Origin of the sequence: Synechococcus sp. PCC 6717 (assembly GCF_022698185.1) — a bacterium.
GTDB classification, from domain to species: domain Bacteria; phylum Cyanobacteriota; class Cyanobacteriia; order Thermosynechococcales; family Thermosynechococcaceae; genus Thermosynechococcus; species Thermosynechococcus lividus.
The window spans coordinates 228,338-255,039 of the sequence record NZ_JAKLTV010000002.1 but is presented as its reverse complement, the minus strand read 5'-3'; the positions used below and the strand labels follow the sequence as shown (position 1 = coordinate 255,039).

23 protein-coding genes and 1 tRNA gene are annotated in these 26,702 nt (G+C 53.5%); 14 read left to right on the top strand and 10 right to left on the bottom strand.

What is annotated here, in order from left to right; genetic code table 11:
- The first annotated feature begins 85 nt into the window (after positions 1 to 85).
- Genes glcD through L5470_RS03760 form a run of 3 tightly spaced genes read left to right on the top strand, consistent with a single transcriptional unit; the run spans position 86 to position 4,920 of the window.
- Positions 86 to 1,549 carry a glycolate oxidase subunit GlcD gene (glcD, locus tag L5470_RS03770; RefSeq protein WP_499498254.1) on the top strand — a complete coding sequence of 488 codons (1,464 nt, stop codon included), beginning with the start codon at positions 86 to 88 and terminating at the stop codon, positions 1,547 to 1,549.
- Complete coding sequence (gene cobW, locus L5470_RS03765; RefSeq protein ID WP_499498252.1) at positions 1,549 to 2,565, top strand: cobalamin biosynthesis protein CobW; 1,017 nt, start codon at positions 1,549 to 1,551, stop codon at positions 2,563 to 2,565. Before glcD ends, cobW begins: the two co-directional genes overlap by 1 nt.
- 15 nt (positions 2,566 to 2,580) lie before the next feature.
- Entirely contained in the window at positions 2,581 to 4,920 is a 2,340-nt protein-coding gene (locus L5470_RS03760) for an NAD-binding protein (RefSeq protein ID WP_499498250.1), read from the top strand.
- Here L5470_RS03760 and L5470_RS03755 read toward each other — a convergent pair.
- The 3 genes from L5470_RS03755 to L5470_RS03745 form a co-directional block, all read right to left on the bottom strand.
- Positions 4,921 to 4,993, bottom strand: a tRNA-Trp gene (locus L5470_RS03755).
- Positions 4,994 to 5,007: 14 nt separating this feature from the next.
- Positions 5,008 to 5,370, bottom strand: coding sequence for a 50S ribosomal protein L19 (rplS, locus tag L5470_RS03750; protein ID WP_099798839.1), 363 nt, complete (start codon positions 5,368 to 5,370; stop codon positions 5,008 to 5,010).
- Between the two features lie 52 nt (positions 5,371 to 5,422).
- Positions 5,423 to 6,022 (bottom strand): Maf family protein, encoded by a 600-nt coding sequence (locus tag L5470_RS03745; protein WP_499498248.1) that lies wholly within the window; start codon positions 6,020 to 6,022, stop codon positions 5,423 to 5,425.
- A 118-nt stretch (positions 6,023 to 6,140) separates the two neighbouring features.
- Between L5470_RS03745 and L5470_RS03740 the strand changes: the two genes are divergently transcribed.
- From L5470_RS03740 to L5470_RS03720, 5 genes are read left to right on the top strand one after another with little or no spacing between them, the layout of a single operon-like run.
- On the top strand, positions 6,141 to 8,117 hold the full coding sequence (locus tag L5470_RS03740) for a long-chain fatty acid--CoA ligase (RefSeq protein ID WP_499498246.1): 1,977 nt from the start codon (positions 6,141 to 6,143) through the stop codon (positions 8,115 to 8,117).
- A gap of 17 nt (positions 8,118 to 8,134) precedes the next feature.
- Positions 8,135 to 8,569 carry a YlqD family protein gene (locus tag L5470_RS03735; protein WP_227517288.1) on the top strand — a complete coding sequence of 145 codons (435 nt, stop codon included), beginning with the start codon at positions 8,135 to 8,137 and terminating at the stop codon, positions 8,567 to 8,569.
- A gap of 59 nt (positions 8,570 to 8,628) precedes the next feature.
- Positions 8,629 to 9,873, top strand: a complete 1,245-nt coding sequence (locus L5470_RS03730) for a dihydrolipoamide acetyltransferase family protein (protein WP_099798835.1) — start codon at positions 8,629 to 8,631, stop codon at positions 9,871 to 9,873.
- A 21-nt stretch (positions 9,874 to 9,894) separates the two neighbouring features.
- Positions 9,895 to 10,542 carry an energy-coupling factor ABC transporter ATP-binding protein gene (locus L5470_RS03725; RefSeq protein WP_099798834.1) on the top strand — a complete coding sequence of 216 codons (648 nt, stop codon included), beginning with the start codon at positions 9,895 to 9,897 and terminating at the stop codon, positions 10,540 to 10,542.
- A 4-nt stretch (positions 10,543 to 10,546) separates the two neighbouring features.
- Positions 10,547 to 11,722 carry a glycoside hydrolase family 10-like protein gene (locus L5470_RS03720; protein ID WP_499498243.1) on the top strand — a complete coding sequence of 392 codons (1,176 nt, stop codon included), beginning with the start codon at positions 10,547 to 10,549 and terminating at the stop codon, positions 11,720 to 11,722.
- Between the two features lie 301 nt (positions 11,723 to 12,023).
- On the opposite strand, the gene L5470_RS03715 is transcribed toward L5470_RS03720, so the two are convergent.
- From L5470_RS03715 to cysH, 3 genes are read right to left on the bottom strand one after another with little or no spacing between them, the layout of a single operon-like run.
- Positions 12,024 to 12,878, bottom strand: coding sequence for a polysaccharide deacetylase family protein (locus tag L5470_RS03715; protein ID WP_099798832.1), 855 nt, complete (start codon positions 12,876 to 12,878; stop codon positions 12,024 to 12,026).
- 20 nt (positions 12,879 to 12,898) lie between these two features.
- A complete protein-coding gene (gene glyQ / locus L5470_RS03710) occupies positions 12,899 to 13,780 on the bottom strand; it encodes a glycine--tRNA ligase subunit alpha (protein WP_198405918.1) in 882 nt (293 codons plus the stop codon).
- A 4-nt stretch (positions 13,781 to 13,784) separates the two neighbouring features.
- Entirely contained in the window at positions 13,785 to 14,495 is a 711-nt protein-coding gene (gene cysH, locus L5470_RS03705; RefSeq protein WP_499498240.1) for a phosphoadenosine phosphosulfate reductase, read from the bottom strand.
- 305 nt (positions 14,496 to 14,800) lie between these two features.
- On the opposite strand from cysH, the gene L5470_RS03700 reads away from it, so the two are divergent.
- The 5 genes from L5470_RS03700 to L5470_RS03680 all read left to right on the top strand — a co-directional run bounded on the left by L5470_RS03700 (position 14,801) and on the right by L5470_RS03680 (position 20,824).
- On the top strand, positions 14,801 to 16,033 hold the full coding sequence (locus L5470_RS03700) for an OFA family MFS transporter (protein ID WP_499498238.1): 1,233 nt from the start codon (positions 14,801 to 14,803) through the stop codon (positions 16,031 to 16,033).
- Positions 16,034 to 16,283: 250 nt separating this feature from the next.
- Positions 16,284 to 16,601, top strand: a complete 318-nt coding sequence (locus L5470_RS03695; RefSeq protein ID WP_499498236.1) for a bacterial transcriptional activator domain-containing protein — start codon at positions 16,284 to 16,286, stop codon at positions 16,599 to 16,601.
- Positions 16,602 to 16,613: 12 nt separating this feature from the next.
- A complete protein-coding gene (locus L5470_RS03690; RefSeq protein WP_499498234.1) occupies positions 16,614 to 17,072 on the top strand; it encodes a S4 domain-containing protein in 459 nt (152 codons plus the stop codon).
- 553 nt (positions 17,073 to 17,625) lie between these two features.
- The gene (locus L5470_RS03685) at positions 17,626 to 18,933 is read left to right on the top strand and encodes an RNA-guided endonuclease InsQ/TnpB family protein (protein WP_499498232.1); all 1,308 of its coding nucleotides are present in this window, start codon (positions 17,626 to 17,628) and stop codon (positions 18,931 to 18,933) included.
- 61 nt (positions 18,934 to 18,994) lie between these two features.
- Positions 18,995 to 20,824, top strand: coding sequence for a protein kinase domain-containing protein (locus tag L5470_RS03680; RefSeq protein WP_499498230.1), 1,830 nt, complete (start codon positions 18,995 to 18,997; stop codon positions 20,822 to 20,824).
- Between the two features lie 9 nt (positions 20,825 to 20,833).
- Here L5470_RS03680 and L5470_RS03675 read toward each other — a convergent pair whose 3' ends face one another.
- Positions 20,834 to 22,168: a hemolysin family protein gene (locus tag L5470_RS03675; protein WP_099798666.1), complete on the bottom strand. Its 1,335-nt coding sequence runs from the start codon at positions 22,166 to 22,168 to the stop codon at positions 20,834 to 20,836.
- A gap of 247 nt (positions 22,169 to 22,415) precedes the next feature.
- Positions 22,416 to 23,969, bottom strand: coding sequence for a glycoside hydrolase family 3 N-terminal domain-containing protein (locus L5470_RS03670; RefSeq protein WP_099798665.1), 1,554 nt, complete (start codon positions 23,967 to 23,969; stop codon positions 22,416 to 22,418).
- Positions 23,970 to 24,200: 231 nt separating this feature from the next.
- On the opposite strand from L5470_RS03670, the gene L5470_RS03665 reads away from it, so the two are divergent.
- Complete coding sequence (locus L5470_RS03665) at positions 24,201 to 24,344, top strand: nicotinate phosphoribosyltransferase (RefSeq protein WP_099798664.1); 144 nt, start codon at positions 24,201 to 24,203, stop codon at positions 24,342 to 24,344.
- An 8-nt stretch (positions 24,345 to 24,352) separates the two neighbouring features.
- Here the strand turns inward: L5470_RS03665 and L5470_RS03660 are convergent, their stop codons facing one another.
- Together L5470_RS03660 and sat are read right to left on the bottom strand one after the other, a co-directional pair.
- A complete protein-coding gene (locus tag L5470_RS03660) occupies positions 24,353 to 24,886 on the bottom strand; it encodes a TolB family protein (RefSeq protein ID WP_499498227.1) in 534 nt (177 codons plus the stop codon).
- 616 nt (positions 24,887 to 25,502) lie between these two features.
- Complete coding sequence (sat, locus tag L5470_RS03655) at positions 25,503 to 26,699, bottom strand: sulfate adenylyltransferase (RefSeq protein ID WP_099798662.1); 1,197 nt, start codon at positions 26,697 to 26,699, stop codon at positions 25,503 to 25,505.
- Between the last annotated feature and the right edge of the window lie 3 nt (positions 26,700 to 26,702).

The window sequence follows — 26,702 nt, the reverse complement described above, 5'->3', positions numbered from 1 at the left end:
CCACCTCAGAGCACTCATTGAGACTCATTGAGGATGTCTGGGGCTTCTGGCACAATAGATAGGGTCAGCCAACGCTGGGATGCCAATGAACACACTGGTGCAAACCACTCCATGGCAACGCATTACAGAGGAACTGCTGCTCATTGTCGGCAGTAGCGGACTAATCACTGATGAGTCGGAAAGCTTGGTGTATGAATGCGATGGCCTAGCCATATATCGCCAACGGCCAAAGTTAGTGGTTCTGCCCACCACTACCGAGCAGGTGGCGGCTATTCTTAAGGTATGCGATCGCTACCGTGTACCCTTTGTGGCTCGCGGTTCAGGAACGGGGCTATCGGGTGGTGCCTTACCGCTGGCCGATGGCATCCTGATTGTTACCGCCCGCATGAACCAAATTCTGGACGTGGATCTAGCGAATCAGCAAGTTGTTGTCCAGCCTGGGGTCATTAACGCTTGGGTTACCCAAGCTGTTGCCGATCAGGGCTACTACTACGCACCGGATCCCTCAAGTCAGATTATTTGCTCCATTGGCGGCAATGTCGCAGAAAACTCTGGCGGGGTTCACTGCTTAAAATATGGCGTAACCACTAACCATGTTTTGGGACTAACGGTCGTCTTGCCCAATGGTGAGATTGTTGAACTGGGCGGGGCAGTGCCAGAGATGCCCGGTTACGATCTGATGGGGGTGTTTGTCGGCTCTGAGGGAACCTTGGGAATTGCCACGGAAGTTCGCCTGCGGGTTCTGAAGCAAGCGGAGGCGATCGCCGTCCTATTGGCAGATTTCACCACAATTGAAGCAGCAGGGGAAACGGTCTCTGCCATTATCCGTGCTGGCATTATCCCCGCTGGGATGGAAATTATGGATAACCTCAGCATCAATGCGGTTGAAGACGTAGTGGCGACCAATTGCTATCCCCGGGATGCTGGGGCGGTGCTTTTGGTGGAAGTGGATGGCCTAGAGGCAGAAGTGCCCGTCCTCCAAGAGCGAGTGTCACAGATTTGTTATGCTCAAGGGGCGCGCCACGTCAGGATTGCTACCGCCGCCGAGGAACGCCTACGCCTCTGGAAAGGCCGCAAAGCCGCCTTTGCTGCCGCTGGTCGCCTGAGTCCGAACTATTTTGTCCAGGATGGCGTGATTCCCCGCAGTCAATTAGCCACCGTTCTTAAGGAAATTGAGCAACTGAGTCAGCGCAGCGGCTACCGCATTGCCAACGTCTTCCATGCGGGGGATGGCAACTTGCATCCTCTGATTCTTTACGATCAAGCCGTGCCCGGTGCCCTTGCTGAGGTCGAAGCTCTTGGAGGGGAAATTCTCAAGCTCTGTGTGCGCTTGGGAGGAAGTATTTCCGGCGAGCATGGCATTGGTAGTGACAAAGCCTGTTTCATGCCTGAAATGTTCAGCCCAGCGGATCTAGAAACCATGCAGCAGGTGCGCTCAGCCTTTGATCCGAAGCGGCTCGCCAATCCGGAAAAACTGTTTCCAACCCCGCGCACCTGTGGCGAAGGGGCACACCACGTCAACGCCTACCCACAGGTTGAGGTCTTTTAATGGCGGCAAAGATTCCTGTAACGATCATTACTGGCTTTTTAGGTAGCGGCAAAACCACTCTGATTCGTCATCTGCTCAGCCATGCCCAGGGCAGACGGATTGCGGTGATTGTCAATGAGTTTGGGGATGTGGGGATTGATGGCGACCTGCTAGAGTCGTGCTGTACTGAAACGGCTGGGATCTGGGAGCTGACTAACGGCTGTCTGTGCTGCACGGTACAGGATGAGTTTCTGCCAACGATGCAGGCGTTGCTGCAACGGCGGCAGCAAATTGACCACATTGTCATTGAAACCTCCGGTTTGGCATTACCCAAACCCTTGGTGATGGCGTTTCGTTGGCCAGAGGTACGCCATGCTGCCACGGTAGATGGCGTGGTGACGGTGGTGGATGGACTCGCCTTCGCCGCTGGACAAGTGAGTGCCGATGTGGAGGCACTGTTTGCCCAAAAGGCCGCAGATGAGAGTCTGCAGCACGATGACACGCCTCTCGAAGAACTCTTTAACGATCAGCTGGCCTGTGCGGATTTAGTGATCCTGACCAAGACCGATCAACTGGCGGCAGGTCAACCTCAGCACCTTGTTGAGAGCCTGCAAGCCCAACTGCCCTCGCGCATTAAGGTCATTGCGGCTAGCCACGGGCAGGTGCCTACAGAGTTACTTCTTGGGTTTAATGCAGCGGTTGAGGAGGATTTAGGGCAGCGACCTAGCCACCACGATGGTGAGGCGGAGCATGATCATGATGAGGAGATTGCGGCGGTTTGCCTAGAGATGGGATGTTGCGACCTCAATGGTTTACGCCAGTCCCTTGAGCGCCTGTTAAAGGAACCCGACATCTACCGCATCAAGGGCTTTGCGGCAATTGAGGGGAAGCCGATGCGACTGGTGGTGCAGGGGGTGGGTCAGCGGTTGGAGGTGTTCTACGATCGCCTGTGGCAGCCCCACGAATCCCAGCACACGCGATTGGTGGTGATTGGCAAGGGGATTGATCGCCAAGACTTGGTCTCGCGGCTGATGTAAGCGTGTAAACGGGCTATGGCAAGTTTGCCCCAGATCATCGATCAGCAACTGCAACACCTGTTGGGGCAGCGGGCAGTGTGGTTCATTGATGAGGGCGATCGCCACCTCGGTGTATGGATTGAGGGGCTAAATCTAGATCTGGCGGCGATTCGGGCATGGGGCGATCGCGTTTGGGGGCAGTGGTCGGAGTCTAGCATCACGTCTCTGGGGATTGTTGTGGCTGCACCTAGCCAGCCTTTTCCCTACTGGGCTCAGGCGTGGTCAGCGACCTCTGCTACAGAAGCATCAGCTCCCCCTGCTCAAATGGCAGCAGCCGTGCCACCAGATCGCTTTATTGTCTGTGGTTTGGGTACCCTAGGGCAGTTTTGCATTCAGAGTTTGTTGCAGTTTGCGGGCGATCGCCTCGCCATTGAGGTTTGTGCGGTTGAGCGTCACGCAACCATTGAATGGGATATTCCCCATCTGCGCGAGCGGTTGCGCGATACTATCCTGACGGGTGATTGCCGCCAAGACGAGGTGCTCCGCGCAGCGGGCATTGATCAGTGCCGTGCGCTGTTGGCCGTGACCAGCGATGAGGCCACGAATATTGCCACCGCCATTGTGGCGCGGCGATTGAATCCGACGGTGCATTTAGTCGTTCGCTCTGGTCGGGATAACCTGAATGCGCTACTCCAGCAAAAGTTAGGTAGCTTTGTGGCATTGAACCCCACGGAGCTCCCTGCACCTGCCTTTGCCCTTGCTGCCCTTGAAGACGAGATTCTGGCAGCGTTTACGATCGAGGGGCAGCAATTTCGGGTGTTACAGCATCAGATTGCCACCCCAGCGGATCGCTTCTACGGATTTCCTACCTATCGCTTCCACAAACGCCAACAACGCTTAATTGCTATCAAGGCCAGTCATCCCTCTCCTTCAGTGTTTCAGCCCCTTTGCCCTAACCGTCTGTTTTACCATTGGCCACCGGATCAGGTATTGCAACTGGGCGATCGCCCCATTTGGATTGAGCGGGTAGAGAGCATCAAGCCCCCGGCTCCACCACCCCAGTCTCAATGGCAACGGTGGATTGAGCAGGTTCACTCTTTGCCAACGCGCTTAAGGCAGTCTTGGCAGTGGATTCACGGCGATCGCTCCCGCCAACTCATCTTTAGCGGCCTGTGTATTGGCAGTGGCCTGTGGCTGCTAACCACTCTGTTGCTGCGTTATAACGTTGAAGGTATCAGTTGGCAGAAGGCATTTACCGCTGGGTTTATTCTGTTGCTAGGGGGGTTTAGCGATGTCTTTGGCGGCCTAGAGGATGATCCCATTCCGCCATGGCTGTTGCTAATCTGTATTCTCATTGCCATTGTTAGTTTACTCTTTATTTTGGGCGTTTTAGGTCTGCTAGCCGAAAAACTGCTGCAGGCTCGCTTTGACTTTCTGCGGCCACGGCCACCCTTACCCACCGCCAACCATGTGATTGTGGTAGGGCTAGGCAAAATTGGTGAAGCAGTTGTTCGCTTGCTACAAACCTTTCAGCAGCCCTTGCTCCTCTTAGTCGAGCACGCAGAGGAGGCCAAAGCTTTTCCAGAGTTACCCGTTGTCCTAGGCAGCCCCATCGAAAAACTCTCCGACACCCGTCTTGAGACGGCCAAAAGTATAGTGCTCACCACGGCGGATCAAATGCTGAACTTGGAAGCGGCTCTCATTGCGCGGCAAATCACCGAAACACGAAGCCCTCCCCTAGGGTTAGTGGTTGGCATTTACGACCCCATTCTCAGTAGCGATCTCCACGATTTATTGCCCCATGCTCAGCCGCTGTGCGCCTATGCCCTTGCTGCCGAAGCCTTTGCTGGCGCGGCCTTTGGCGAAACGATGTTGGGCTTGTTTCAAATTGAGCAACAAACAGTTTTAATTGCTGACTATACTGTGACGGCCGGAGATACCTTAGTGGGCAAACTCATCGGCGAGGTTGCCTACGGCTACGGCGTGGTACCCGTGTTTTACAATCGCCACGAACAACTCCTCGGTGGTGAGGGCACTCAGCAATGTTTACCCAGTGATATGCTCCAACTCACCGTGGGCGATCGCTTGGTGATTTTAGCAACGATTCAAGGACTGCGGCGGATTGAACAGGGAGCATTAGCACCGCGGCGATCGTGGCGACTCTGGCTAGAGGCCCCTCGCAATACTGAAGTTGCCTTAGAAATCGGCAACTTAATTACTAAAATTACTGGCCTACCCCTGCCGCGATCGCGTGCCTTTATTGAGCAACTCCCTGCCGCTACGACGTTAGAACTGTATGAGCAGCAAGCCTATCGCCTCGCTCAGCAGTTACAGAACCTTGTTACCTTACGCTTATACCCCTGCGTAAAAAATTAACGCGCCCTGGAGGACTCGAACCCCCGACATCCGGTTTTGGAGACCGACGTTCTACCAACTGAACTAAGGACGCAAGACTAAAGGTATTTAAAGTGGCCGATCAAATCGTGCTTTGATCCGCGCTGCTTTACCCACCAAATTGCGCAGGTAGTAGAGCTTCGCCCGCCGAACTTTACCCCGCTGCACTACCTTAATACTATCAATTCGCGGTGAGTGCAGTAAAAAAACCCGCTCAACACCCACGCCTTGAAAAACGCGCCGAACCGTGATAGAGCGGTTGATGCCACTATTGCGCATGGCAATGACATCCCCCTCGTAGGGCTGAACCCGCTCTTTGCCACCTTCTTGAATTTTCACCCCAACCCGGACGCGATCGCCCACATGAATCACGGGCAAGTCATCTTTTAGTTGCTCCGCTTCAATTGAGCGAATAATGTCTTGGGCGTTCATGACAGTTCCTTAACTCGCAATCTCTTAGCATAGGTCAATTCGACAGCATTGTCTAGATGCATGGGGGGCGAAAATCCGTCAGGGCATMCCCCATACGAGCCAGCATCCGCCGCAGCAAGGGCAAGCTCAGGCCAATGACGTTACTAGGGGTGCCAATGATTTTTTCCACAAAGGCTCCCCCTCGGCCATCCAAGGCAAAGCAACCAGCACAGGCCAAGGGTTCACCGGACATCACATAGTCCGTAATTTCCGCATCGCTCACCTGCGCAAAGGTGACCTGGGTCGTTTCCACGTCAACGCTAGTGTATCCGTGAGTTACATCGATGAGGGCATGCCCCGTTAATAGCTCGCCAGTTTGACCGCGCATTCGCTGCCAACGGGCGATCGCCTCTGCCGCTGAAGCGGGCTTACCATAAATGTTGCCATCCATCACCAGCACGGAGTCACAGCCTAGAACCACCGCAGGGGGTGGGTAGGTGTGGGCAATGGTCTCCGCTTTACAGCGTGCCAACAGGCGCACCAGTTCTGTGGGGGTTGTTGCCTGAATCACTGATTCATCAAAATGGCTGGGCTGGACAATCGGCTCGATGCCAATTTGTTGCAACAGTTGACGGCGAGCCGGGGAAGCAGAGGCAAGCACAAAGGGCAGCATAGTTCTTCAGTAAAGCAAGGCACACCAACATGTATAGTTTCGCATTGAAATTCCTGAAACTGCGTTAGCTACGGCATTGACGATTTATTATCTTTATGAGGCATCTGGAGGGAGGGAGATGACGACGGCAGCCTATACTTATACTCCGGTGACGGGATTAGTGGGGGATGCCTCGCTACCGGATCACTTTTTACCCTACAAAACTCTCCAAGCCCTGCCGGAACTCTGGCCATTGTTGGCACAGCGCCATGGAGACGTGATTGCCCTCAATGCCCCCTACGAAGATCCCGCAACCTGCATTACCTACAGTGAACTCTATCAACGCATTCAACGCTTTGCGGCAGGACTGCAAGCCCTAGGGGTTATACACGGCGATCGCGTTGCCCTGTTTGCCGACAATAGCCCCCGCTGGCTGATTGCCGATCAGGGGAGTATGATGGCCGGTGCCATTAACGTCGTCCGCAGTGGCACCGCCGAAGTGCAGGAACTCCTTTACATTTTGCGCGATAGTGGCTCAACCCTGCTGTTAGTGGAAAACCTTGCCACCCTGCAAAAGTTGCAGGCGGGGTTAGCGGAAACAATGGTTAGAACGGTTGTGCTGCTCAGTACAGAATCCCCAGAACTGGAGGGGTTCGCCCTACGGCTATTAAACTTTAGCCAAGTGTTTAATGAAGGGCAGTACGGTACGGTGCGGGCGGTGGCGATCGCCCCGACGGATCTGGCAACCCTGATGTACACCTCCGGCACCACAGGTCAACCCAAGGGGGTTATGGTCACCCACGGTGGACTGCTGAGTCAGATTGTGAACCTCTGGGCTGTTGTGCAACCCAATGTTGGCGATCGCACCTTGAGTATTTTGCCCATCTGGCACGCCTACGAGCGGGTGGCAGAGTATTTTTTATTTGCAGCGGGTTGTACCCAAACCTACACCAACTTGCGCCACTTCAAAAATGACCTCAAACGTTGTAAACCCCACTACATGATTGCCGTGCCCCGCATCTGGGAAGGGTTTTACGAAGGGGTGCAAAAACAACTGCGGGATGCCCCCGCCAAGAAGCGGCGACTGGCGCAGTTTTTCCTCAGTGTGGGTCGCCAATACGTTCTACAACGGCGACTCCTTACGGGACTGAGTTTAACCAACCCCAACCCAACCGGCTGGGAAAAATTTGTCGCACGGCTGCAAACAGCGCTGCTGAAGCCCCTATACCGGCTTGGCGAAGCGAAGGTGTACCGCAAAATCCGTGAGGCCACCGGCGGTGAAATTAAGCAAATCATTAGTGGTGGGGGTGCCTTGGCTCCCCACTTGGATACCTTTTATGAAGTCATTGGTCTAGAGGTTTTGGTTGGCTACGGCCTCACTGAAACAGCCGTTGTCTTAACAGCGCGGCGTTATTGGGCTAACCTGCGGGGGTCGGCGGGTCGCCCCATTCCCGATACCGCCATTAAAATTGTTGACCCAGACACCAAAGCTCAGATGGCATTTGGCCAAAAGGGGTTAGTACTGGCCAAAGGGCCGCAGGTGATGAAAGGCTACTACAACAAACCTGAGGCAACTGCCAAGGTTCTAGACAGCGAGGGCTGGTTTGATACGGGGGATCTGGGGTATCTGACGCCCAATGGCGATCTGGTGCTAACCGGGTGGCAAAAAGACACAATTGTTCTGAGCAACGGTGAAAATATTGAGCCTCAACCGGTGGAGGATGCCTGCCTGCGCAGTGCCTACATTGATCAGATTATGTTAGTGGGGCAAGACCAAAAAGCCTTAGGTGCCTTGATTGTCCCGAATCTAGATGCCCTAGAGCAGTGGGCCACCGCCAAAGGGTACCGCCTGCAACTTCCCGATCGCCCCAGTCCCCAAGGAGTCGGTGAACTCATCACCCTTGAGAGWAAAGTGGTTCAAGACCTGTACCGCCACGAACTGCTGCGGGAAGTGCAAAACCGTCCGGGCTACCGCCCTGATGATCGCATCGCCACATTTCGCTTTATTCTCGAACCCTTTACTATAGAGAATGGCCTGTTAACCCAAACCCTAAAAATTCGCCGACATGTCGTGAGCGATCGCTACCACGATATGATTAACGGCATGTTTGAGTGACGTACATGACAGATCCTATGGACACTAAACTGCTCCTGCGGCGGCAAATTTCAGTCAAAGCAGTCGTAACCCCCCTTTGGAAAGAAGATGCCCAGCGGCAATTACAGGCGCAACTCAATCAAGTTGACATTCAAATTCAACAATTAGACTTGCAGTTGCAGCAAGTGATAGGCGAGCTGCGCAAAACTGGGGAAGCCCAAGATTTAGTCAATGCCCGCATCCAAGAGGTACAGGCCCAAGCCAACAACCAGAAAGCCCAACTCTTGCAGCAGAAAAATACTATCCTACAGCAATTGGATCAAGTACAACGCCTAGAAGACGGGCAGGAAGTCGATCAGGGTCAAGTCGATAATTTCTTTTACGTCACCAAAGGGGATAACCTGATCCAAAAAATGCAAGTGGAAATTTTGATGCGCGATGGTGTCATTGAAGAGATTCGCGGCACCCTCTAGCCTAAGCTTAATGTTTGAGTCATCACCCATCATTGCCGAAGAACAAGGATACAGCCTCTATGATTCGTGAACTGTTTATGCCCGCTTTAAGCTCCACCATGACAGAAGGCAAAATTGTCTCGTGGCTCAAGTCCCCGGGCGATAAGGTAGCCAAGGGCGAAACGGTCTTAATTGTTGAATCTGACAAGGCTGATATGGATGTGGAGTCGTTCTATGACGGCTACTTGGCGGTGATTACAGTGCCCGCTGGTGAGACCGCTCCTGTTGGCTCCACAATTGGTTTAGTGGCGGAAACAGAAGCGGAAATTGCAGAGGCAAAAGCGAAGGCACACTCCGCCACTCCGGCCAGCACTCCCACAGCAGCCGCCGTGAGTAATGGCAGCCCGCAGACCAGTTCAGCCCCTGTAGCGGTTGCCACTGTCCCTGCGGCGCGGGTTGTGGCTTCCCCCCGTGCCCGCAAGTTGGCGAAAGAGCATAACATTGATCTAAAAACCCTGAAGGGCACAGGTCCCAGGGGGCGGATTACCGCAGCAGATGTGGAAGCACTCATCGGTACAGCACCTGCACCCGTTGTTGCGCCTGCGGTGACCTCATCGCCTATGGCTGCTCCCACCGCCCCTGTGGTGGCCAAGGAGGATCTGGTGCCCCTGACCACACTGCAAAATGCGGTCGTGCGGAATATGGTTGCCAGCTTGGCGATTCCAGACTTCCATGTGGCTTACACCATTACCACCGATGCCTTGGATCGGCTCTACCAGCAGATTAAGTCCAAGGGGGTGACGATGACAGCACTCTTGGCCAAGGCGATCGCCCTAACGCTGCAAAAGCACCCCATTATGAATGCGTACTATACCGAGCAAGGGATTCAATACCGGCAGGACATTAACGTAGCGGTGGCGGTGGCCATGCCCGGTGGCGGTTTGATTACTCCTGTGCTGAAAAATGCCGATCAGATTGATATTTATACCCTTTCGCGCACTTGGAAAGACCTTGTGGAGCGCGCTCGGGCTAAGCAACTGCAACCCGAGGAGTACAACAGCGGTACCTTCAGCCTCTCTAACTTAGGGATGTTTGGAGTTGATAGTTTTGATGCCATTCTCACGCCTGGGCAAGGCGCAATTATGGCGGTGGGTGCCTCGCAACCCACGGTCGTGGCCACCGAGGAGGGTCTGTTGGGGGTGAAGCGGCAAATGAAGGTGAATATCACCTGTGATCATCGGGTGATTTACGGTGCCGATGCAGCGGCCTTTCTACGGGATTTAGCAAAGCTAATTGAAACAAACCCCCAAGCCTTGACCCTCTAAACCCATTGCAAGGTAACTCGGGTGGCTGCCCTCCTAGAGATCAGGAATTTGCATTTTGCCTACACTGCCGCTGAGCCGTTGCTGCAAGGGCTGAATTTGCAAATTACGGCTGGCGATCGCCTCGGGATTATTGGCGATAATGGCTGCGGTAAAACAACCCTGTTGCTGCTGTGTGCGGGGGTGCTGTCCCCGCAGCAGGGAAGTATTCACTGTTGCGGCCATCCTGTCGTTGCCGGTCAATTTCAGCCACAGTTGGGGGTGGTGCTGCAAAATCCTGCGGATCAACTCATTGGTGCAACCGTGGCGGAGGATGTGGCCTTTGGTCCGCAAAATTTAGGTGTCCCTCCAGCAGCGGTGCACAGGCAGGTTGCAGAGGCATTAGCGGCTACCCAGACCACTCATTTAGCGCAGCGCGTGCCCCATCAACTCTCGGGTGGCGAAAAACGGATGGTAGCGATCGCCGGTATATTGGCCATGCGCCCCCACGTCATCTTGTACGATGAACCCACCGCCTTTTTAGATCGTCGGAGTTGTCAAGCCCTAACAGCCTTTTTGCAGCAGAATGAGACACCAGGAATGATTATCAGTCACGATGTCCCCTTCTTGCAGAGCGTTTGCACCCAAATCATGGCACTGGAGGCAGGGCAGCTACGCCCCCTTGCGCTGTAACCCTATGGTGCGTCGTCGCTATCGGCTTTGGCTGTTCCTCTGTCTGCTTTGCCTTGGTCTGTGCTGGAGGCTCCTCCCCCTACAGGCTCAGGGCATGGCACCAATTCGTGGCGTGTGGTTAACCGCCAACGATATGCCCATGTTGCGCGATCGCCCCCGTCTCGAAGCGGCGCTCAACGATTTGCAACGCCTGAATTTTAATACCCTCTATCCAGTGGTTTGGAATTCCGGCTATGTCAGCTTTCCAAGCGCAACGGCCACTCATTTAGGGATTCAACCCTTTGTGCTGCAAGGGGTACAGGGCTACGACATTCTTCGGGAACTCACAGAACAAGCCCATTGCCGCAATCTCTTAGTGATTCCGTGGTTTGAATTTGGCTTCATGGTGCCGGAAACCTCAGAGCTGGCGATCGCCCACCCCGATTGGCTGACCCAAGGGGTCAATGGCGAGACCMCCCGCCTCACTGCTGCAGGGGAGGTGGCTTGGCTCAACCCGCTACATCCTGAAGTGCAGTCATTTCTCACCAATATTGTCCTAGAAGTGTTGCGTCAGTACCCTGTGGATGGTATTCAGTTTGACGATCACCTGAGTCTGCCGACGGAATTCGGCTATGATGCCTACACCCGCCGTCTCTACGAACAGGAAACTAAAAAACCAGTCCCAGCAAACCCCCGCGATGAGGCATGGATGCGCTGGCGTGCCGATAAACTCACCGCCTTTGTCAAAAGCCTGCGCCAGCGAGTGAAGCAGGAGTTTCCCTATGCCATTTTCTCAGTATCGCCCACCACCTTGCCTACGGCTTACCAGAGTTTTCTACAGGACTGGCCGCAGTGGGTTGCTCAAGGGATTCCCGATGAAGTAGTAGTACAAGTCTATCGTTACAATCTCCCGAGCTTTGTCCAGCAACTGGCTCAACCGGAACTGCTCCAAGCACAGGCGAAAATTCCCACGGCGGTGGGCGTGCTTACGGGGTTGCGCACGAACCCCGTCCCCATTCAACTGGTAGATGCGAAGGTGGAGGCAGCTCAACAGTCAGGCTTTGGCGTTTCCTTTTTCTTTTATGAAACCCTTTGGGAGCGTACCCCCGAGCCACGGGATCTGCGTCAAAATGCCTTTCTATTTCACTTTCGACATCCCATGCCGCGCCGCACCTTTGGCCAAGCCTGCACCCGGGGCTAACAATCGAGGGTGGTTTGCCGTTCCTCCGTGGGAATGTAGTGACTAGTGTCGTCATGTCGGCAAACGTGGAGTGCATCAGGCAAAAGAGTTAAGAGAGGGTTGTATAGGACTGGTCAAAACCTGTATATCAATGCCGACTGTAATGGAGCGGCTAACATCCTCAGAAAAGTAGCAACAACCTTGGGAGTATGTCTTAGGGGAGTTGGTAGGGGTGCATGGATAACGCCTTTGAGGGTTTCTTTGTGGACTCGCTCAAGAATTCCCTGCCTTTAGGCATGGGGAGTATCAAGCAATCCTCTCCCTAGGGGGTAACAGGCGGGGTCTGGGTCGGTGGATTTTCACTAACCGCCGGATCTGGGGGTGGCTTTTGGGGCAATGGGGGGCTGAACTCCGGTGGGACTGTCGGTTGAGGGGGAGGTGGCGGCGCTTTAACAGCTAATTCCAGCAGTTCCGGCACCGTGACAAAGCGATAGCCCTGCGCTTTGAGGCGGCGAATCAGGGTGGGGAGAGCTGCACGGGTAACGGCGCGATCGCCCCCGCCATCATGGAGCAAAATAATGGCACCGGGTTTCACGTCGTTTAGGGTGCGCTCAACAATCTGTGCGGCGGTTGTATTCGGCTTAGTATCGTGGGTATCCACTGACCACATGATGATGGCATAGTTCTTGGATTTGGCATAGGCCACTAACCCCGTTTCCAGATGCCCCCCCGGAGGGCGAAATAAACGGGTTTGGGCGGTACTTTGTTTAGCAATTAGGGCAGAGGTATTTTCAATTTCCTGTTTTGCCACCTCTGGAGCAATAGGGGTGTAGGCGTGGCTCCAACTGTGGTTGCCCACCGCATGCCCCGCCTTGACAATCTCCGCAGTCAGATCAGGATACATCAGTAAATGCTTACCCACCACAAAAAACGTGGCTTTGACATTATGCTCTTTGAGAATGCTGAGCAGCTTGCGGGTGGAGTCGCCCCACGGACCATCATCAAAGGTGAGCGCCACCACTTTCTCAGGTTTGACGGGGGTGACTCGATACACTAACTGTCCCCAAAACTGGCGCGGACTCAAAAAGCGGGGTACATCCGCCGCCAAAGCCGGTAAAAGCACAACTAAACAGGCACACAGCCCTAGGGGGTGCCAGCGCAGCAACGATTGACCCATGGGAGTCTCTCCTGAGCAGGTTAAGCGGCGGCAGCCTGTCTGAGCAGTGGAAATCCTAAGGCCTCCCGTTGTTGAACATAGGCTTGGGCAACCCGTCGCGCCAAACTACGAATACGGCCAATATAGCGGGTGCGTTCCGCCACCGAAATCACCCCCCGAGCATCTAAGAGGTTAAAGGTATGGGAACACTTCAGCACGTAGTCTAGGCTCGGTAGCACCAACTGCTTGTCCAGTAATTGCTCTGCCTCCTGCTGGTAAAGACTAAATAGCGCAAATAGGCGTTCCGGATCCGCCGCTTCAAAGTTATAGGTGGACTGTTCAATTTCCCCCTGGAGATGAACATCACCATAGGTAAGGGTTTCATTCCAGCGAATGTCGGCGATCGCATCCACCTCCTGCAGGTACATTGTCAACCGTTCCAGCCCGTAGGTAATTTCAATGGAAACCGGCCGACAATCGAGGCCGCCACACTGCTGAAAATAGGTAAACTGGGTCACTTCCATGCCGTCTAGCCACACCTCCCAGCCCACCCCCCACGCGCCAACTGCCGCATCTTCCCAGTTGTCTTCCACAAAGCGAATATCGTGATCTTCCGGGCGAATACCAAGGGCGCGCAGGGAGTCTAAATAGATCTCTTGGATGCGATCGGGAGAAGGTTTAATCAGCACTTGGTACTGATAGTAGTATTGATAGCGGTTAGGATTTTGGCCATAGCGACCATCTGCCGGTCGTCGGCAGGGTTCAACGTAAGCCACCGACCACGGCTCAGGGCCAAGGGCGCGCAGAAATGTGTGGGGGCTTTTGGTGCCCGCCCCTTTTTCCACATCGTAGGGCTGCACAATCAGGCATCCCTGAGCTGCCCAAAATTGATGCAGGGTAGCAATAATATCCTGAAAGTACATAGGGCTAGATGTGAATACCACACTCCGTTTTGCCCATGCCGCGCCAGCGGCCAGCGCGCTCGTCTTCCCCTTCCCCTACCGGTGTGGTTAAGGGTTCATCGCCAATACTGGCATAGCCACGATCATGCAGAGGATTGTAGATGACATGGTGCTCTGCCACGTAAGCCCAAGTTTGCTTGCGTGTCCAAGCAGCCAATGGATTGATTTTGAGGCGACCGTCTTTATCCCGTTCCACGTAGGGCATGTCAGCCCGGGTCACGGCCTGATCGCGGCGCCGCCCGGTAATCCAAGCAACGGTGTTCAGTTCAGCTAGGCCCCGCTGCAAAGGTTCAATTTTTGTTAGGTAATGGAATTGCTCTACATTGGTTTCCCACAGGCGATCGCCATAGCGCTCAGCAAAGGCTGCTCGACTATCCACCTCGCGAATTTTGTAGGTATGCAGGTCAAGCTGGTAGGTGTCCTTAGCTTTTTGGACAAACTCAAGGGTTTCCGGAAAGTGGTGGAGCGTATCTAAAAAGAGCACAGGCACGGCGGGGGKAGGCTGCAACTCGCGGTACAGCAAGTCTGTGATCATGACATCATCGACATTAAACGCACTGGTTTGTACCAATCCCTGGGGAATGGCCGCCACAGCCCAAGCCAGAATGTCACGGGGGTGTGCGCCCTCGAACTGTTGATTGAGGGCATCGAGATCAAAGCTAGTGGAGGTGGCCATAGCATCGGTGGATCTTAAAGGGCATTCCCTAGCTTACCAAATTGGGAGAGGCCTCTAGGCAACCACCTAGCCACGGAATACCAAATAGTTATGCTAAGAGTCTTGTTCCCTCTCCTTTGGGAGAGGGCTAGGGTGAGGGCGGCAAAAGACTCAAACCCGAAAGTCATACGTCTATTCAGCAACGCTAGGCGGTTTCTGTTGTTGGCAGTTCCAGCGCACAACTAAACACAACTAAAGTTGACCAAAGAGCTTTCCTCCTGGCACTAAAGTGGGAGAGTTTCAGCTTGTTCTTTTGTGAGGTGTCAATGTCTTCTGTGAAACTTTTTGGCCTGCCTGCGCAACGGGGTCGCTGGTTCCTAATTCCCATGGGGATGCTAATCCTGCTGTGTCTGGGCACTGTCTATAGCTGGAGCATTTTCCGTGCACCCCTAGCTCAGGAACTACAACTGAATACGACTGCCAGTTTATTACCTTACGCCACTACCCTAGTGTTTTATGCCACCTTTATGCCCATTACCGGTTGTTATTTACTTCGATGGGGAAGTCGTGTCATTACGTTTATTGGCGGCATCTTGGTGGCGCTTGGATATGTTGGTGCCAGTGTGGCCAACTCAGCCCTCACGCTGACCCTTAGCTATGGGGTGATTGCAGGTACAGGCGTGGGTATCGTCTATGGGGTGCCCATGGCAGTGGTGGCTGCATGGTGCCCAGATCGCAAGGGGTTAGCGGTGGGGTCAACCATTGTGGGGTTTGGCTTATCTCCTCTGATTACGGCTCCCTTGGCCAATAGCCTGATTCAAGCACTCGGCGTTCGCACTGCCCTCCAGCTTCTTGGGGTAATCTTTGGTCTCATTATTGCTGTTTGTGCCCTCTGGATGGTGTTTCCACCGCCTGCATGGCAAGGACGCGTAGCCCCAGCTTATGCAACTGCTGTTGAGACTTCCTACCCCACACGGGTGCTCAAAAGTCCGTCTTTCTACGGATTATGGAGTTGCTATGCCTTGGGAACTTTTATTGGCCTTAGTAGTATTGGCATTTCTGGGGCGATCGCCCAAGAAGTAATTGGGTTAAGCCCAACGGCAGCCGCTGCCAGTGTATCGCTGTTCGCTGTGTTTAACGGTCTTAGCCGTCCCTTGATGGGGTGGCTTGCGGATCACTTTCGCCCTAGCTATGTAGCTATGGTTACTTTTGGTTGTACGTTGGCCGCCTCTGTGATGATGACTCGCGCCGAGACAGGTCATCAATGGTTGTTTTGGAGCGCTTTTTCGTTGCTATGGTTTTCTTTAGGAGCGTGGCTAGCCATGGCACCAACCTTTACACTGCGCCTTTTTAACCCTGCAGACTACGCCAAAAATTATGGCTTAGTCTTTACTGCCTATGGGGTTGGAGCACTGCTAGGAACCTTAGTTAGTGGCCAACTGCGGGATGCGCTAGGCAGCTACACACCGCTTTTTTACCTGATGGCGGCACTGGCTGTCCTTGGCATTCTCATTGCCGCGACCGCGCTCAAACCCGATCGCCCTAGTTCAGGTTCTTAGCCTTCTTAGACTAGGAAGCGTGTGCCGCAACAGGGCGATCGCCATAGCGCTTAACAAAGGCTGCTCGACGATCCACCTCGGGAATTTTATAGGTGTGCAGGTATTGAAGGACTTGTGCACCTCAACCATCGCCATGTATCCGAACGGGACGCCAGTGCCACCTTGGGCAGGTTACTTGGCAGAGGAACAAGGCATGGTTGGCTGATCAGCCTCCTTTCTAGCGATAGCAAAGTTCGCTCTGCTATTCGCTATGCCGAACAACTACAACGTCTTGACCCCCTTCTATGAACCCGCCTATTGCCATTTGATGCGCCTCCATGCTCAGGAGGGAGATCCTGCCAGTGTGCTACGGGTGTATCACCAGTCCATGATGACCTTGCAAGCAGAACTGGGGGTCAATCCCAGTCCGACAACCTGTAAGCTGTATGAGGAACTGCTTACGCAAGAGGAATCATCGCCACCTACCTGTGTTGCCCAAGAGGAAATCGTTCCACCTGTGGGTTCTGATTCCGTGCTGATGCCCCCACCGGTTCGTCAAACTTTTACGGCAACCCCTGCCCCTCATTAGTCGTGTAACAGAGTGGGAAGTTATTCAGCAATGGCGATCGCCCCTGCGGAGCTATCCCTAGACGATCAACGTCCTCCCCTAGCCTTGGTGCGCATTAGCGGTAACTTTCTGTTTGACCCCGCCACCTATATCGATTTTGAGTCAGCCCTAGAGGCAGCTGTAACCGTTGCCCCCTGTCCTTGGGATCAATTGGCCATTGCGCCGCCGCAAACCAAGCATCTCACCACCGTCGAAGCCTCTCTGCGCCTCGATGTCGTTGCCTCAGCCGGATTTGGCCTCTCCCGCAGCAAAATAAGTGAATGGATTAGCAGTGGTATGGTGCGCGTCAACTGGCACGTTGTGCAGCACCCCCGGTATGCCGTCAAAGTGAACGACCTCATCACCATTCGAGGTAAAGGCAGACTCGTGATCCAAGAGATTCAAACTACAAAGAAAAATCGCTATCGTCTTGAAATGGAGCGCAGCCGTTGATCCGGCTTCTGTTCTGAGGATGGGGATGTCCGGTGTCACCTACCCCCGACACTCATCTTCGTTGAGTAAACACAATTCACACATACAGTACGGAACTTCCCGCCGATTTAGCTAAGTCGTTAAGATAGTTTATGGATGCATCAGTGACGTAAAAATGCCGCAAACACTGCACTACCAAAACACACCGCAATCAAGTCAAGGGGTGCCCCAGCCTCACTTCTTGAAGGTATGGGTTGCCTATCTCCTGTGGTGCTTGAGTTTATTTGGTCTCTGAATCATGCCAGCATTTTACTGGCAGCGATTGGTCTGCTTTTATAGAAACCGGAGGGTTCGGGAACCGGATAAAACCTCGCTCGTTCCCGACGGGGATACAGAACGGTTCCCGCGCCTACAGCAGTAAGCAGAATCAGTCTTGACATTCTTCTCCAGGCGAAGTGATGTCTTGGCTGATACGTGCAATGACGAGTCGATTTTAGCTGTATGCCATCTTCTCTCATACGGTTGCTATTCGCGTAAATCGGCATCTATAATAACTGCATACCATCTTAACCCAATGATGTTTTTAGCCGTCCAAAAAGATATTTTTCAACCTGACAAGCAGCTTGCTCAGTTGCTTACTGAGTTAGCGCGTCTTGCCAACAATCTCTACAACCAAGGCGTGTATGAGTCTCGGCAATACTTCTTTGCGCAAGGACGGAAACCGTTCAAGGTTCTGAAGTATGTCAACCTCTACGCAAAACTGAAGGAGAGTGAAAACGGGAAGCTGTTACATTCTCAGGCTGCACAGCAAGTCTTGAAATCTGTGAATGAGGCGTTCAAAAGCTTCAAATCACTCTCAAAACTGTTCAAACTGGGGCAGTTCGAACATGAACCAAAATTGCCGCGATACCGCACCAAAGGCGGGTTGTATCAGGTCGTATTCACGGGGCAATCCCTGAAAGTAGAGAAAGGCTTGATTCGAGTTCCTTTGGGCAACGGTGGAAAAGCTGCAGTTGGAAGAGATGCGTTCTACATCCCGTTACCAGAACGATTAAAGGATGTGCAGATTCGAGAACTGCGATTCATTCCGACGAATGGGCAGTGGGTTGTTGAGTATGTTCACTTCACGATGGACAAGACTGCTCAATGCTGCAAATTGTGTCCTGAGAACGTTTTAGCGCTTGACTCAGGACTGAATAACCTCTTGACCGGCGTGACAAATACTGGACTTGCCTTTGTGCTAGATGGTAGAGGGTTGAAATCTCGAAACCAATGGTTCAATAAGCAGGTTGCCAAATTCAAATCGATTCTGACTCATGGCAAGCCATCTATGAAGGGCGCGACCTCGAAGCGAATCCAACTTATTACCCATAAGCGAAATTGCTACGTGCGAGACTACATCAACAAAGCAGCACGGTGGGTCGTCAACTTCTGCTTGGAAAACGACATCGATACGATCATCTACGGTCGAAACAACGGGCAGAAAGATGAAATCAATTTGGGTGCAAAAACGAATCAGGAGTTCGTGCAAATTCCGCACTACAAGCTGTTTAGACGAATTGAGCAGCTTTGTTTAATTTTCGGGATTCGATTAGTCGAAACCGAAGAATCGTATACGTCTCAAGCCTCGTTTTTTGATAATGACTTCTTGCCTACGTTCGGCGAAAAACCTGAAGGGTGGAAGGCATCAGGAAAACGAATTCTTAGAGGGCTGTACCGAACTGCGCAAGGATGGCTTATCAATGCAGACTGTAATGGAGCCTGCAATATCATGAGAAAGGTAAGCACAAAGCTCAATATCGATTTGAGTGGAGTGTGTAGAGGGGCTGTGGCAGCTCCTTCTAAGGTCAAGTTAGGGCAGATTGGTTTTGCTCTAGCCTAACTTAGAGAAGCCTCGCCGTTCCACAGCGGGGAGTGTCACGTAGTATCTGTCGGCAGCGCCTGTGGCCTATTGCTTAAACCCAGAATGTCCGCGCCCCCAAAATCCGGATACAGGGCATTTCTGTCTTGCTTGCGGCACAACCTTAGCCTTAAGCAATCGCTACGTGGCACAGCGACTCCTAGGACGCGGGGGCTTTGGGCGGACGTTTCTGGGGGTGGATCGTCAGAAGCCCTCTCACCCGCCCTGCGTCATTAAGCAATTGCATCCCGAAGGGGGGAACCTGTCGCCAAAAGCGGTGGAGTTATTTGCCCAAGAGGCACACCGCCTCGAAGAACTGGGTCCCCATCCCCAAATTCCGGATCTTTACGCCTACTGCCAACAGGAGCAGCGACAGTACATTGTGCAAGAGTTTATTGATGGTGAGGATCTGGCGGCTCGGTTAGCGCGGCAAGGGTGTTTTACCCCCCTAGAAATTCTTGAGTGCCTCAAGAGTTTGCTCCCGGTTCTAGCGTTTATCCACCAAGGGCAGGTCATTCACCGCGACATCAAACCAGAAAATATTCTACAACGGCGCTCCGATGGCTTGCTGCTGCTGGTGGACTTTGGTGCTGCGAAGCTGGCCGCCACTGGCACAGAGGGACTGCCGGGAACCCGCATCGGCAGCTTGGGCTTTACAGCACCGGAACAGTTGATGGGGAAGGCAGTGTTTGCCAGTGATCTCTACAGTTTGGGGGCGACGTGTCTGTACTTACTGACGGGAATTGCGCCCCATCTGCTCTACGATCCAACCACAGAGACCGTTGACTGGCGCAGCCACGGGAATGGGTTCCAAGTGCCTGCTGCCCTAGGGGAGGTCTTAGATCGGCTGGTAGCTCCCTCGCTAAAGCTGCGCTTTGACAGTGCTGTTACGGTATTGCAGCGGCTACAAGAGCTTGAACCAATGCTGCGGCCATGGTTCAACAAGCAGCCCCTACCCCTAAGGACGGGGGGATGGTGTTGCCGTTGGCGTGTTCAAGGGGTACCTAGTGCTGTGCGATCCTTAGGCTGGGCGCGAGGATGCCTAGTCGCCGGTAGCGATCGCGCCGATGTGGTGGCCTTTGCCGCCAACACAGGTGACGTGGTGTGGCAGAGTCGGCACGCCCCAGCATGGGTACCGCGTATGGCCATGGCAGAGCCAACGGTTGTCAAGCATCTCGCAACCCACCCTGAGAGCGGCTATCTGGCTAGTGCCGGGAGCGACCCACTGATTCACCTGTGGGAGGTGGCCACTGGCAAGCTGTTGCGAACCTTACGGGGGCACACCGCACCCGTTTTAGGGATACAGTTTACGCCGGATGGGCAAGGGCTACGCAGTTTTGGCAGCGATCGCCAACTCCTAGAGTGGGCTGTGCACAAAAATAGCCCCCAACGCTCGGTAGCGTTAGACGAATTAAGCCACATCCCGCAAGCGATAGGCTGGTCGGAGGATGCCGCACTTCTAGCGATCGCCACCCCCCAAAGCGTTCTCTTCGTTAACGCAGTGGCAGGGKGTTTTCTCGCGGGGTGGGAACTGCCTATTCCCAATGTACAAACCCTATGCTGGGCACCCCAGGGCACAGAAGTGCTCCTTGAATTAGGGGATGGCCGCTGGCAACACTGGCAAGTGAACCCGCCAACACAACTGGCCGAGTTGGAACCACTGGAGGATACCTTTAAGGGGGTGGGGGTGTGGTGCGATCGTGGGATATTGCGCGGCGATCGCCAAGGGGTGGTGTATCGCTATGCCGCTAACACACTACAGGAGGCTTGGGACACAGGCTGCACCGACATCACCTGTATGGCTGTTCAGGGAACTGCGATCGCGATCGCAACAGCGCAGGGAACTGTAGCTGTATGGGAGCAGTTGCGCTAACTTGCCGCCCTAATCCTGATGATCCTGTTCATCCTGTGGGTCGTCCTCCCCCAGCAGTTCGCTCACCAACACCTTATCAACGCGGTTGCCGTCCATATCCACCACTTCAAACCGTAGTCCATCGGTTTCGATGTAATCCCCAGATTGGGGGATACGGCCAAAGAGGGTAATAATCAACCCCCCAAGGGTGTGGTAATTAGCACTCTCTTCTTCTGGCAACGTCTCTCGCCGCAGGAGTTCCTTCAGTTCATAGGCCGAGAGCAAGCCATCCAACAACCACGAGCCATCTTCGCGTTGAATAATCTGGGGTTCTTCCCCTTCCTCATGGCGGAGGCTGCCGACAATTGCTTCAATCAAGTCATTCAGGGTCACTAGTCCCTCAATGCCGCCGTACTCATCGGTGATCAGAGCCATGTGCTGACTAGACTGGCGAAATAACTCGAGGACATCAAGCGCGCGACGACTTTCAGGCACAAACAGGGCAGGCTGCAACAGTTCCTTCAGGTTCACCTCCTGCTGGGTGAGCCGTGCCGCTAGGAAATCCTTTGCAGAAATAATACCAAGGCACTGGTCAATCGTTTCCTCGGCCACTGGAAAGCGGGAGTGAAACGTCCCCAGAATCTCTGCTTCAATTTCCTCAATCGGGGACTCAATATCTAACCAGACAATATCGGTGCGTGGGGTCATCATGGATTGAATAGGGCGATCGCCGAGGTTGAAAATGCGCGCCACCATATCCTGTTCCGCCACTTCAAACAACCCCGCCTGTGCGCCTTGCTCAATCAACACCTTAATTTCATCTTCGGTGACGGTTTGTTCTGCGGTTGTGGAAATTCCCAACACTTGCAGAATACCGTCGGTAGATACACTCAGGAGATGGACAATCGGGGCAGCCAATTTCGTGAGCCACATCATTGGCTTGGCAATGTTACAGGCAATCACTTCGGGATAGGTCATGGCAATGCGCTTGGGGACTAGCTCGCCAATCACCAACGAAAGATAGGTAATGCCCGTTACCACAATGGCAATGCTCAAGGGCTGACTGTACTGCCCCAGCCATGGCACCGGAGCCAGTGCCCCCTCTAACCGCTGGGCAAGGGTTGCCCCTCCCACTGCACCACTGAGAATGCCAATGAGGGTAATGCCAATTTGCACTGCCGAGAGAAAACTATTGGGCGCATTGGCCAGCTTCAGAGCAACTTTAGCTTTGCGTTTGCCGCGCTTTGCCAACTGTTCAAGACGGATTTTACGAGCGGAGACAACGGCAATTTCAGCCCCTGCAAACACGCCATTCGCAATGATGAGCAGCAGCACGAACAATACTTCAAGGCCAGCGGCAGACATCCCAGTTACTCTTCTAGAGATACCACCAGAGTAAACGTTCCTCTACAGCATTGTTGGTGCTCAGGAGGACTTGAGGCACTGCTACATCTGCTGCCGATGTCTATCTCCATGATGCTCTAAGGGGATCTCCTCTGCCAGATTTGCTATAGCAGTCAGGATACTGGAATCTTCGAGTCTCTACAAGGGGTACTTTCAAGCCAGTTCAGTGTGGCTGCGATGTAACATTCCAGTGCAGAAGGCTGCCCCACTAGCCTGCAAGAGCTGGCAGGGCGATGGCTTGGGCAGCGGGTGAGTGACCATAGCTAAACACCCTTGGCAGGTTGGCTGGCAATGCACCAGTGAGTTCTCTATAGACATAGGGGCTGCCATAGACTACTAACGCTGCCACTGCCCCTTGCTGTTGCAAATGCTGGAGAGTGGCGATCGCGCTCGTGCTGAGTCCAGCGTTGCCGCGAAAGGGATTGCCGCGACTAAATACTTGCACAAGGGTAGGTTTAGCCGCTAGGGCGGTAATGGCATCCACGGGCGTGAATTGATCGATGACCAGTCGTTCTTGAAAGCCCCACTGGGGGGGAAGGGTGAGGGCAGGGCAGGTGCGGGGTAAAAAACTGCTTCGCAGGGCATCATCCACAATCAGGCAGTTCACCCCAAGGGGCACCGCTAAGAGTTCTTTGCCGGCGCGCTGTAAGCTTTCCTCTTGGATGGCGGTTGCAATGGCCACCGCAGGCGTAGTCTGGCAGTAGTCTAAATCAATCGCTAGGTTATGCAAACGAGCTTTTGCCTTTTGGATGCGCTGCAGCGAGGCCTGAATCCTGTCTGGGGAGATCCGCCCCGACTCCACTGCTGCTACCACCGCCGCAATGGCGGCAGGCGGATCTGGGGGCATCAGTAAAATATCGGCACCCGCTTCCACGGCTTTGACGGCAGCGGCGGCGGTGCCATAGGTATTGGCGATCGCCCCCATCACCAGCGCATCGGTGACAATTAACCCCTCAAACCCCATCTTTTGGCGCAGAATTCCCGTCAAGATGGCAGATGAGAGTGTGGCTGGATACTCTGCATCCAAGGCGGGTAAGAGCACATGGGCACTCATAACACTATCTACCCCGGCGGTAATGGCTGCTTGAAAGGGAGGCCATTCAATGACGTCAAGGCGATCGCGATCGTGGGGGAGAACTGGCAGTTCTAAGTGGGAATCGGTGGCGGTATCGCCATGCCCCGGAAAATGCTTCGCCGCCGTGAGAACTGGGAACTGACGGGCACCACGAATAAAGGCTTGGGCAAGGGCACTCACCAAGGCTGGGGTTTCCGCAAAGGCGCGGACATTAATGACCGGATTAGCCGGATTATTATTGACATCCACCACCGGCGCTAACACCCAGTTCAGCCCCAAGGCAAGGGCTTCCGCTGCGGTAGAGGCTCCCATGGCCGTTGCCAGTTCAATGGCGCGATTTAGATCTCGCTGCGCAATTGCCCCTAATGCCGCTGGGGGCGGGAATTCCGTGGCACCACTAAAACGTTGACCCACGCCTTCTTCAATATCAGCTGCTAGCAACAGCGGTAGGTTGGCCCATCCTTGCAATTGACGACAGCGCTCGGCCACTTCAACTGCACTGCCCCCCAAAAGGATCACACCCCCTACCCCTAACTCTTGCACCCATGTCTGGAGGGTGGTGGCATCGGGTTCCCAAGCCGGATACTGAATCTGGCGATCGTAGCGATAACCACTGGCTCGCACCACCACCATTTGCGCAACCTGCTGGGCAAGGGAGAGATGATCCCATACGTTCAAATTTGTCATGTAGGATGGCACTCAATCAATGTTGGACTCCTAGCGTACAACCGCTGTTTTATTCTACCGCCGAGCCGCACGAAACATAACACAATACTCTTTTACATATCAATACCTTCTTTTACATATCAATACCTTCCTTAGGGAACTTATCAACAATTATCTCAGCCCTTCTCAGCAACGGGGATCAATTTTCTATAGTAAAAGTAGAGCGTGAATTGCTTGCTTAGGAGTTGACCTATGTTGAAATCATTACGACAAAAACTACAGGGGATGATGGAGTTCTTGATGGAAGCCTTTGGGCGGATCTTTACCCCTCGCAATGACCATTATCCCTCCACTGGGGTGCAACCCTTTTCGGGAACTCGTCCCCGCAAAAGCTAGTTAATGTCTCAATTATCCGGTGCCACAGGTAGCGGAGAGCGTACACCGCGATCATAAATTTCAATATTCCATTGGCCATTACGGTCAGATTGGAAGCTCACAAAGCGGCCATCACCGCTAATTGCCGGAAATTGTACCTCTCCTTGCCATGTGGCGGTAATAATGTCTTKCTGCCGCGTCAGGCGATCGTACACCACAATATCTGACCTGCCGCGGGCTTCTGAGCGAAACGCAATATAGCGACCATCACCACTAATACTTGGTTGATCTTGGACAATGCCCGGGCGGTTTAAGCCGGGCAAGGGGATCAGTTGCCGCTGCGCTACATCAAATAGAAAAATGGCACGATACCCGGGGCGATCGCTCACAAAGACGAGATAACGGCCATCATAGGAAAGCTGTGGTGATTCTTCGCGTGCCAAGGAATTCAAGCCACCACCCAAAGGTTCCGTGGGGAGTAATAGATAGCTACCGCCCCAACAGCCGCCTAATAATACCAGCAATAGCCCGTAAAAGAGCAGGTTAACACCATGTTGCAGCATAGGTTAAGGAATATAACAGATATTTAATTTCAACTTAACGTTTGGCAGATTCAAAACGGCTATGCTAACTTAAAAGTAGGCACAGTAAATAACAAGTTAACGACAAGAGTGAACTTAGAGCTTGTGCCGCCTCGCTCTTGGGTTCAGGATAAAGCAAGGCTACTGCAAGATAATTCAGCTCTATCTTGAGAGTTCTGTCTTGAGAGTAGTGTTCAACCCATGTAGTTCATGTCCGCGATCACTGTTTCTTTTCATGCTTTGTCCAGCCTTGTCGTTTAGTGGTTGTTGTCGAAGTCCCCACGTTGTTGCAAACAGGGAGGTTAAGGCAAGCTTAGCTAACTTTCAGTTAATAATAGTTGCTAGCACATTAAAGTACCGTCAACGTTGACACAGAGAGTACGCTGAAAGACAGCCAAGAGTGCACGACTCCAAGCCTAATCGGTTAAGATGCGAAGAGGGGTCTGAGTTGTTACAAAAAGCCACATTTTGTCCACACTAGTTGTTGAGTAAAAACTATCGTTGCTAACAGCTGTAGGGGTCAGGTTGCCGTCAACTTGACCCCCTCGTTTTGCTAATGTCAGAGACGGAGGCAGTGTCCCCCACCCCCTGTGCTAGATCACAGAGCGCTCAGGTGCGGTTGTCGCATTGCCCGAGCCAGTTCAGCAGCCACCTCAGGGCGAGAAAATTCTGGAGGCGGCAGTTCACCCCGGCGTAACATTTCTCGCACTTTAGTGCCAGACAGATGGATCCGCTCCTCTGGTTTACTAGGACTGGTTTTGCTTGTGGCCATAGACTGGGTGCGGGTGCAGTAGAAGGCGTGCTCAAATTTTAAGGGGACAATGCCAAGAGCTGCCGGATCAAATTCATCAAAGATGTGCTGGGCATCGTAGGTGCCATAGTAGTCCCCTACCCCCGCATGGTCGCGCCCCACAATAAAGTGAGTACAGCCGTAATTTTTACGAACAAGGGCATGGAAAATCGCTTCCCGCGGGCCAGCATAACGCATGGCAGCCGGGTTAATGGCTAAAATGACCCGATCCCGAGGATAGTAGTGCTCTAGCATAATTTCATAACAGCGCATCCGTACGTCCGCTGGGATGTCATCTTCCTTCGTTGCGCCGACAAGGGGATGCAGAAATAGGCCATCGACGATTTCTAGGGCGCATTTTTGGATGTATTCGTGGGCGCGGTGAATGGGGTTACGGGTTTGGAATCCCACAATGGTGCGCCAGCCTTTGCTGCGGAACAGGGCGCGGGACTCCACCGGATCGATACAGTAACTCGGAAATTGCGGGTGAGGGTGCCGCTCCAAGAGCCAAATGGGGCCGGCTAAATTCACCTCTCCCTGTTGATAGACAACGTTGACACCCGGATGTTTGTCGTCTTCTGTACGATAGACACAGCGGGCTTCGTGGCGTTTGTCGTAGGTATATTTTTCGGTCAGCTCGAGAATACCAAGAAACTCACCGGCGGCGTTGTCAAGGCGGATGGTCTGACCCAGCTCTAGGGGCGCGGCGACCTCAGCAGTAACAGAGAGGGTAATGGGAATTGACCACGGTAGGCCGTTCTCTAGGTACATCTCCGTAACCACCCGCTCGTAGTCCGCCTGTCCCATAAACCCTGTCAAGGGGCTAAAGCCGCCAATGGCAATGAGTTCTAAGTCGGACACTGCCCGCTCGTCAAGGCGCACGCGCGGTAGCTGATCGGCGCGATCGCGCCAGTACTGCTTTTGTTCAGGGGACAGAATTCGATTCACCAAGATACCCCCATGGGGGGCGATCGCATCGTTTATTTCACTGACGTCGCTCAACATTAA

What these genes read in the sequence shown, in the direction of transcription:
- L5470_RS03760 (WP_499498250.1), top strand. Translation starts at nt 2,581, where the DNA reads ATGGCAAGTTTGCCCCAGATCATCGATCAGCAACTGCAACACCTGTTG.
- L5470_RS03730 (WP_099798835.1), top strand. Translation starts at nt 8,629, where the DNA reads ATGATTCGTGAACTGTTTATGCCCGCTTTAAGCTCCACCATGACAGAA.
- L5470_RS03665 (WP_099798664.1), top strand. Translation starts at nt 24,201, where the DNA reads ATGTTGAAATCATTACGACAAAAACTACAGGGGATGATGGAGTTCTTG.
- sat (WP_099798662.1), bottom strand. Translation starts at nt 26,699, where the DNA reads ATGTTGAGCGACGTCAGTGAAATAAACGATGCGATCGCCCCCCATGGG.
- L5470_RS03715 (WP_099798832.1), bottom strand. Translation starts at nt 12,878, where the DNA reads ATGGGTCAATCGTTGCTGCGCTGGCACCCCCTAGGGCTGTGTGCCTGT.
- glyQ (WP_198405918.1), bottom strand. Translation starts at nt 13,780, where the DNA reads ATGTACTTTCAGGATATTATTGCTACCCTGCATCAATTTTGGGCAGCT.
- glcD (WP_499498254.1), top strand. Translation starts at nt 86, where the DNA reads ATGAACACACTGGTGCAAACCACTCCATGGCAACGCATTACAGAGGAA.
- L5470_RS03695 (WP_499498236.1), top strand. Translation starts at nt 16,284, where the DNA reads ATGCCGAACAACTACAACGTCTTGACCCCCTTCTATGAACCCGCCTAT.
- L5470_RS03700 (WP_499498238.1), top strand. Translation starts at nt 14,801, where the DNA reads ATGTCTTCTGTGAAACTTTTTGGCCTGCCTGCGCAACGGGGTCGCTGG.
- L5470_RS03675 (WP_099798666.1), bottom strand. Translation starts at nt 22,168, where the DNA reads ATGTCTGCCGCTGGCCTTGAAGTATTGTTCGTGCTGCTGCTCATCATT.
- L5470_RS03670 (WP_099798665.1), bottom strand. Translation starts at nt 23,969, where the DNA reads ATGACAAATTTGAACGTATGGGATCATCTCTCCCTTGCCCAGCAGGTT.
- cobW (WP_499498252.1), top strand. Translation starts at nt 1,549, where the DNA reads ATGGCGGCAAAGATTCCTGTAACGATCATTACTGGCTTTTTAGGTAGC.
- L5470_RS03685 (WP_499498232.1), top strand. Translation starts at nt 17,626, where the DNA reads ATGATGTTTTTAGCCGTCCAAAAAGATATTTTTCAACCTGACAAGCAG.
- L5470_RS03735 (WP_227517288.1), top strand. Translation starts at nt 8,135, where the DNA reads ATGGACACTAAACTGCTCCTGCGGCGGCAAATTTCAGTCAAAGCAGTC.
- rplS (WP_099798839.1), bottom strand. Translation starts at nt 5,370, where the DNA reads ATGAACGCCCAAGACATTATTCGCTCAATTGAAGCGGAGCAACTAAAA.